The organism is Streptomyces chlorus (assembly GCF_042655885.1).
Lineage (GTDB): Bacteria > Actinomycetota > Actinomycetes > Streptomycetales > Streptomycetaceae > Streptomyces > Streptomyces chlorus.
Genome location: NZ_JBHSOA010000001.1, coordinates 65,220 through 71,423, shown reverse-complemented (window position 1 = coordinate 71,423; position 6,204 = coordinate 65,220). Strand labels below are relative to the sequence as shown.

Sequence of the window (6,204 nt, the reverse complement as noted above, 5' to 3'; positions counted from 1 at the left end):
GCGCTCGCCTACCTCACCGCCGCGGGCCTCGCATGGCTGTGCGTGCCGGCGAAGCCCGAAGAACGTAAGGCCTCGGGGTCCCCGTAGTAATCGCCGCAAAAACAACGGATATGGCTGTGACGGCTTCTGAGCTGCCGTGACGTATCCGGTGACCTCGCCCCGGCCTCGACGGAACGAGCCGTGCGCCCGTCCACTTCAGCCGCGCAGGGCGAACGGCGTGCCCGCCGCCGTTCGCCGTGGGCGGCCATGGGCGGCCATGGGCGGCCATGGGGGGCCATGGGGGGCCGGGGCACCGGCGGACCACCTGTGTCTCGGCAGCGTCCAGGTCCACGGCCGGGTGGGCATGGGGCGGCGGGCGGTGTCGCCGACCTTGAGCAGGAGGGCGATGAGCAGCCAGTTGGCGACCGAGGCGGGCGTGACGCCCGTGGACAGGCGAGGGGGTGTCGGCCTGTCGGGCCGCCCGCTCCACCAGTGAGTTGTCCAGCCCGCTCACCGAGTCCATACCCGCTGGAACTCTTCGGCCGGGATGGTCTCCAACGGGTCCTCTTCAGGGTCGATCGCTTGGTCTGCCAGGAAGCCGTGCTCGTCCTCCAGGTGCTCCCAGCAGTACCGGTGGAGTTGGCCGGCCGGAGTCAGCTCGGCTTGCTTGATGGCGATCAACTCGCCGCGGTCGGTTACGGCCTCGATGTACCACAAGCCGCCCTCCTCGTCAGCGTGGCGGAAGTGGTGCCGCAGGGTGGCGTTCTCATCGAGTGCTCGGAAGTAGGCCACGCTCTCTGCTTTGATGCGTTCCAGGTCAATCACGGGACCATCGTGCCGGCGAGCGCGTGCGGTTGCGCCGTTCTGACATCCACAAGTGACATCAACGGCGCCGGACGCCAGCACTCCTGGGCGGTCCTGCATGCCCGGCGTGACCGGGTGCCTCCCCGGCAGTGCCGAGGAGTGATCGAACTCCTGAAGCGGGGCTCACCACCAGGCCGCCCCGCCCAAGACCGAACGTCGACCTCAGTCGAGATCAGCCCACGGCCCGCTGGTTTCGTCCTTCGGGATCCACAGTGGAGGCTGGCTCGCGCGGCAGTATTCCTCGGCCTGGTCGTCCCAGGGGAAGCGGCCTTCCTTGTCCGGCCAGAACAGTTGCATGACGGGAAGCGGAGGGGCCTGGTAGTAGTCGATCCCGGCGCCGAAGAAGTCCCGGTACCAACTTGGGTGGACCGGCCGGAAGGTCACCGGGTGGCCGTTCAGGATGTCGTCACGCACCTGGTCGGCTTCCAGCGGGTGACCGTTTCGGATCTCTCCGCCCGCAAGGTTGAGGATGGGCATCATCGTCTCGATCCGCAGGCCGAAGATGCAGACCTCAGGGCTGCGCAGGGTGTGCCACAGGCCGATCGAGTAGGCCCAATCCGCCGGCGCATCGCCCTCGGCGCCGACACCCATCACGTGCCAGCCGAACTCGGAAACGCTTGCGGCTATGCGGCCATCACGTTCCTCCCAGGCCGGGCCGTCCGAAGGAGGGGCGCACAGGAGGCAGAAGCAGGAGGAGTCTTTCACCCGGGGAGGTTACGACGCCTGCAATCATGGCCGACGCCGGGCCGTCCCTGGGCCGTCCCTGGGCCGTCCGAGGCTCACCGGGGCCGACCGGCGGCAACCGAAGGCGACCGACGGCAACGGACAGTGACAGTCGAGCCATAGCCGCCACCAGCGAAACCCCAGCTCAGAGGCTCCGGACGGAACGCGTTTCCGCCAAGGGGTGGCGGTGCGGCAAGATGGGGTGTATCTGCCCACTGCCAGTTTCAAGCTGCCGGACGGTTTCTCTTGGCTGAGTTCATTTACACCATGCGCAAGGCGCGCAAAGCGCACGGCGACAAGGTGATCCTCGACGATGTCACCCTGAGCTTCCTTCCGGGGGCGAAGATCGGTGTCGTCGGTCCGAACGGTGCCGGTAAGTCGACCGTTCTGAAGATCATGGCGGGGCTGGAACAGCCGTCCAACGGCGACGCCTTCCTCACCCCCGGTTACACGGTGGGCATCCTGCTCCAGGAGCCCCCGCTGAACGAGGACAAGACCGTCCTGGAGAACGTCCAGGAGGGTGTTGCCGAGGTCAAGGGCAAGCTCGACCGGTTCAACGAGATCGCCGAGCAGATGGCGACCGAGTACACCGACGCGCTCATGGACGAGATGGGCAAGCTGCAGGAGCAGCTCGACCACTCCAACGCCTGGGACCTCGACGCCCAGCTCGAGCAGGCCATGGACGCCCTGGGCTGCCCGCCCGGCGACTGGGCCGTCGCGAACCTCTCCGGTGGTGAGAAGCGCCGCGTCGCGCTCTGCAAGCTGCTGCTCGAGGCGCCCGACCTGCTGCTCCTCGACGAGCCCACCAACCACCTCGACGCCGAGTCGGTGAACTGGCTCGAGCAGCACCTCGCCAAGTACGAGGGCACTGTCGTCGCCGTCACCCACGACCGGTACTTCCTGGACAACGTCGCCGGGTGGATCTGCGAGGTCGACCGCGGCCGCCTGCACGGCTACGAGGGCAACTACTCCAAGTACCTCGAGACCAAGGCCACCCGCCTCAAGGTCGAGGGCGCCAAGGACGTCAAGCGGCAGAAGCGCCTCAGGGACGAACTCGAGTGGGTGCGCTCCAACGCCAAGGGCCGCCAGGCCAAGTCCAAGGCCCGTCTCGCCCGGTACGAGGAGATGGCCGCCGAGGCCGACAAGATGCGGAAGCTGGACTTCGAGGAGATCCAGATCCCGCCGGGTCCGCGGCTGGGCAGCATCGTCGTCGAGGTGAACAACCTCAGCAAGGGCTTCGACGAGAAGCTGCTGATCGACGACCTCAGCTTCACGCTGCCGCGCAACGGCATCGTCGGGATCATCGGCCCGAACGGCGCGGGCAAGACCACGCTGTTCAAGATGATCCAGGGCCTCGAGGAGCCCGACTCCGGGTCGATCAAGGTCGGCGACACCGTCAAGATCTCCTACGTGGACCAGAACCGCGCCAACATCGACCCCAAGAAGACGCTGTGGGCGGTCGTGTCGGACGAGCTCGACTACATCAACGTGGGGCAGGTGGAGATGCCCTCGCGTGCCTACGTCTCCGCCTTCGGGTTCAAGGGACCGGACCAGCAGAAGCCGGCCGGTGTCCTCTCCGGCGGTGAGCGCAACCGGCTGAACCTCGCCCTCACCCTCAAGCAGGGCGGCAACCTGCTGCTCCTCGACGAGCCGACCAACGACCTCGACGTCGAGACGCTCTCCAGCCTGGAGAACGCGCTGCTGGAGTTCCCCGGGTGCGCCGTGGTCATCTCCCACGACCGGTGGTTCCTGGACCGCGTCGCCACGCACATCCTCGCCTACGAGGGCGAGTCCAGGTGGTTCTGGTTCGAGGGCAACTTCGACTCGTACGAGAAGAACAAGATCGAGCGGCTCGGAGCCGACGCCACGCGTCCGCACCGCGCCACCTACAAGAAGCTGACCCGGGGCTGATCTCTTGCGGCACATCTACCGCTGCCCGCTGCGCTGGGCGGACATGGACGCGTACGGCCACGTCAACAACGTGGTCTTCCTCCGGTATCTGGAGGAAGCCCGTATCGACTTCCTGTTCCGCCCGGACAAGGACTTCCAGCAGGGGTCCGTGGTGGCGCGCCACGAGATCGACTACAAGCGGCAGCTGGTCCACCGGCACACGCCCGTGGACATCGAGCTGTGGGTCACGGAGATCCGGGCCGCGTCCTTCACCCTCACCTACGAGGTGAAGGACGGCGACCAGGTCTACGTCCGCGCCTCCACGGTGATCGTGCCGTTCGACTTCGAGGCGCAGCGTCCGCGCCGGATCACCCAGGAGGAGCGGGAGTTCCTCAAGGAGTACACGGACGACGACGAGAACGACGACGCCGACAGCGGCGCCGATCAGGACGAGGCCGTCGCGGCATGACGGCGCTCCACCTCGCCGACGAGAGGGAGGCCGCGGACCTCGCGGCCTTCCTCTCCCGGCTGCTCCACTACGACCGTGGGGCCGCGGTGCGCCTGAAGGCGTCGGGCACCGCACTCGCCGTGTTCGGCCGGCCGCCCTCCTTCGAGGTGCTGGCCGTCCGCGCCGTGCGGCTGGCCAAGCCGTACGAGGACGGTACCGACGTCACCCTGGACGTGACCGTGTCCGCCGGTGAGCTGCTGGAATCGGTGGACGAGACCGCTGCCACCGCCGCCGTGCCGGGCGCGGTGACCGGGCCGCCGTGGGCCGGGATGCTGCCCCCGCGCGGGGGCTGGCAGGCCGAACCCGGGCTGCCCGCACCGGATTCCCTGCGGGCGCTCGTCGCTGCCGCGGTCGCCGAATTCAAGGCGCGTACGGGCGAGTTGGCGCCCGAATCGCGTACCCGGGCCGAACTCGACCGGATCGGGCGGGAGATCTGGTCCCGCACGGTCGCCCGGACCGATCTCCCGGTGCGGGCCGTGCACGCGGCCCAGTCGTTGGGGTTCCTGCGGGCGGCGGCCGCGTCCGCCGGTGCGGACGGCGATCCCGGCGAGCCAGTGCTGCTCGCCTCGGGCGCGTGGCTCCGGCTGCGGACGCCGTACGGGTCGATCGCCCTGCGACGGGCGGGGTCCGGGCTGCTGGGGCTCAGCGTGCGCTGAACCCCGGTGTCCCCGGTCCGGAGGGTGCCCCGGTCCGGAAGGTGTCTCAGTCCGGGGAGTTGATCATCGAGGCCGCCGCGTACGTCAGGTACTTCCACAGCGTCTGCTCGTGCTCCTCGGACAGGCCGAGTTCGTCGAGGGCGACGCGCATGTGCCCCAGCCAGGCGTCGTGCGCGGCCCGGTCGACCTTGAACGGCACGTGCCGCATCCGCAGCCGCGGATGGCCCCGGTTCTGGCTGTACGTGGTCGGACCGCCCCAGTACTGGATCAGGAACAGGGTGAACCGCTCCTCGGCCGGGCCGAGGTCCTCCTCCGGGTACATGGGACGCAGCAGCGGGTCCTCGGCCACACCCTCGTAGAAACGGTGGACGAGCCGGCGGAAGGTCTCCTCCCCGCCGACCTGCTCGTAGAACGTCTGCTCCTGAAGCGTGCCGCGCCGAATCTCTGTCACCCGTCCATGGTCTCAGACCCGGCGGCATAGGCCTCAAGCCCTAGGTCCCGCTGTTTCCGCCCTTTGGTCCCGGGGCGGGCCCGCCCCGGGACCGGGTCCCGTCCCCGTGCCGCTGCTCGTACTGTGGAGGCATGGGCGAACATGCCGCTCAGCGGGACCTGGACGCCCTCGCCGGCTCGGCGCGGGCGGCACTGGTGCGCGAGATCGCCGAGAGCGGGGCGTTCGACGCCGACCCGGTGTGGCGGGAGGCCTTCGAAGCCGTCCCGCGCCATCTGTTCGTGCCCTACTACTACGTGGGCGCCGTCGGCGGCTACGAGCGGCGGTGGGGCGAGAGCACCGACCCCCGGGCGCGCGAGGCCTGGCTGCGCGGCGCGTACGAGGACGTTCCGCTGGCCATCCGGATGCGCGACGGCGAGCTGCTCTCCTCCAGCAGCCAGCCGTCCCTCATGGCGGTGATGCTCGTCGGACTGGGCGTCCGCGACGGCGACCGGGTCCTGGAGATCGGCACCGGCAGCGGTTACAACGCCGCCCTGCTCGCCCACCGGCTCGGTGACGGCGACCTGGTCACCACCGTCGACCTCGACCCGGAGATCACCGAGTCGGCCTGCCGGCACCTGGACGCCGCCGGTTACCAGCCGGTGGTCGTCACCGGCGACGGCGCGCGCGGGGTGCCCGCACGTGCCCCCTACGACCGGATCATCGTGACCTGCACTCTGCCGTCCGTGCCCGGCGCCTGGCTCGCTCAGTGCCGGCCCGGCGCCCGCGTCCTCGCCCCGTTCGCCACCGGCCTGATCGCCCTCACCGTGCACGGCCCGGGGCACGCCGAGGGCCGGTTCCTGCACACGCCCGCCTACTTCGTACCGCTGCGCGGCGCGAACCGGTCGCGGGCGGTGCCGGCCGATGTGACCGGCCTGGCCGACGTGCCGCGCCGGGCCAGGGGCAGCGACCGGTTCCGGTTCCTGCTGGCGCTGACCGCGGGCAGCATCGGGGCCGGGGAGGCGTACGACGTGTGGCGGCGGGAGGGACGGCCGCGGCGTGAGCGCTACGGCCTCACGGTCGGCGAGGACCGCTGCTGGGTATGGCTGGACGACCCAGGAGGGCCGCACCGCTGGGTGCTGCCCTCCTGAACCCTG

At 69.7% G+C, this 6,204-nt stretch carries 7 protein-coding genes; 4 read left to right on the top strand and 3 right to left on the bottom strand.

What is annotated here, in order from left to right:
- Positions 1–489: 489 nt before the first annotated feature.
- Positions 490–804 (bottom strand): hypothetical protein, encoded by a 315-nt coding sequence (locus ACFPZI_RS00330; RefSeq protein ID WP_381356489.1) that lies wholly within the window; start codon positions 802–804, stop codon positions 490–492.
- Between the two features lie 201 nt (positions 805–1,005).
- On the bottom strand, positions 1,006–1,548 hold the full coding sequence (locus ACFPZI_RS00325; protein ID WP_381356486.1) for a DUF4262 domain-containing protein: 543 nt from the start codon (positions 1,546–1,548) through the stop codon (positions 1,006–1,008).
- Positions 1,549–1,812: 264 nt separating this feature from the next.
- Here ACFPZI_RS00325 and ettA point away from each other — a divergent pair, with 264 nt between their 5' ends.
- The 3 genes from ettA to ACFPZI_RS00310 are packed head-to-tail and all read left to right on the top strand — an operon-like array spanning position 1,813 to position 4,620.
- Complete coding sequence (gene ettA, locus ACFPZI_RS00320) at positions 1,813–3,477, top strand: energy-dependent translational throttle protein EttA (protein WP_381356483.1); 1,665 nt, start codon at positions 1,813–1,815, stop codon at positions 3,475–3,477.
- 4 nt (positions 3,478–3,481) lie between these two features.
- Positions 3,482–3,925 carry an acyl-CoA thioesterase gene (locus tag ACFPZI_RS00315; protein WP_381356480.1) on the top strand — a complete coding sequence of 148 codons (444 nt, stop codon included), beginning with the start codon at positions 3,482–3,484 and terminating at the stop codon, positions 3,923–3,925.
- Positions 3,922–4,620: a DUF8010 domain-containing protein gene (locus ACFPZI_RS00310; protein WP_381356477.1), complete on the top strand. Its 699-nt coding sequence runs from the start codon at positions 3,922–3,924 to the stop codon at positions 4,618–4,620. Before ACFPZI_RS00315 ends, ACFPZI_RS00310 begins: the two co-directional genes overlap by 4 nt.
- Positions 4,621–4,666: 46 nt before the next feature.
- On the opposite strand, the gene ACFPZI_RS00305 is transcribed toward ACFPZI_RS00310, so the two are convergent.
- A complete protein-coding gene (locus tag ACFPZI_RS00305) occupies positions 4,667–5,071 on the bottom strand; it encodes a globin (RefSeq protein ID WP_381356474.1) in 405 nt (134 codons plus the stop codon).
- A 131-nt stretch (positions 5,072–5,202) separates the two neighbouring features.
- Here ACFPZI_RS00305 and ACFPZI_RS00300 point away from each other — a divergent pair, with 131 nt between their 5' ends.
- Positions 5,203–6,198, top strand: coding sequence for a methyltransferase domain-containing protein (locus ACFPZI_RS00300; protein WP_381356472.1), 996 nt, complete (start codon positions 5,203–5,205; stop codon positions 6,196–6,198).
- Positions 6,199–6,204 lie beyond the last annotated feature (6 nt).

Bases quoted from the DNA above. Each gene is read 5' to 3' on its own strand.
- ACFPZI_RS00310 (WP_381356477.1), top strand. From the start codon at position 3,922: ATGACGGCGCTCCACCTCGCCGACGAGAGGGAGGCCGCGGACCTCGCG.
- ACFPZI_RS00300 (WP_381356472.1), top strand. From the start codon at position 5,203: ATGGGCGAACATGCCGCTCAGCGGGACCTGGACGCCCTCGCCGGCTCG.